Annotated in this window: 2 protein-coding genes; both read right to left on the bottom strand. The window is 62.8% G+C overall.

All coding sequences use genetic code 11. The annotated features are described in order from the left end of the window. Window positions 1–405, bottom strand: a 405-nt coding sequence (locus tag AACY52_RS29215; RefSeq protein ID WP_339561204.1) for a hypothetical protein, incomplete at its 3' end; no start/stop codon positions are given. Between the two features lie 21 nt (window positions 406–426). Continuing rightward, a partial coding sequence (locus AACY52_RS29210) for a hypothetical protein (RefSeq protein ID WP_339561203.1) occupies window positions 427–631 on the bottom strand: 205 nt, incomplete at its 5' end.

The following is a 631-nucleotide window of genomic DNA, read 5'->3' as shown; positions in this document are numbered from 1 at the left end:
AAGGCCGCCAGTGCAATACGTCCCGACCAGATCTACCAGACCGGACGCGCTGCCTCTTAGTGTGCAGATCACGGTTGTAGGGGCGGCACTGTCAACTAGGTCGCAAAGGTTGGTTGATGTGCTGGCAAGAGACGCTTTATAGACCCGAGCGCAACTGTACCAAGCATACCAGTTGTTGGTCGCTCCTCCGACACTGACGTCTCCAGGCCCTTGATACGGCACAACCGCAATCGATTCATTGTAATTCGAATCCCGCGACTGCCAGAACGCCAGCCTGACGCCCTCATACGGCGCCTTCGCTGTCGCCAGCTGCACCGACACCTCAGGCCCCGGCACGACACCCGCAGATGTCGGCGCGAAGCCGAGAAGCAGCGCCGCCAGCGCAATGAAGATCGCCCGCAGCATCACAGCTGATACCCATGAGCGCTAACCGACACGGTCCCGCCCGTACCAGGTGCCGGAGACGCCACCGCGATGCCGGTGTTTGTCGCGCTGGCCGGCGCACAGGGCCAATAGACCTGTTCCGTCACGCCGATGCCTGAAGCCAGCGGCGCCGTCCAATGGGTGTAGTTGAGGGTGACCGATGGGCCGGTCACGGTCACGTTCCCCGTCACCGCCGCCGTCGCATTCG

The organism is Pseudomonas sp. EA_65y_Pfl1_P113 (assembly GCF_963970525.1).
GTDB classification, from domain to species: Bacteria; Pseudomonadota; Gammaproteobacteria; order Pseudomonadales; family Pseudomonadaceae; genus Aquipseudomonas; species Aquipseudomonas tritici.
Note: the sequence above shows the minus strand (reverse complement) of the source record. Positions and strands in the feature narration are given on the sequence as shown.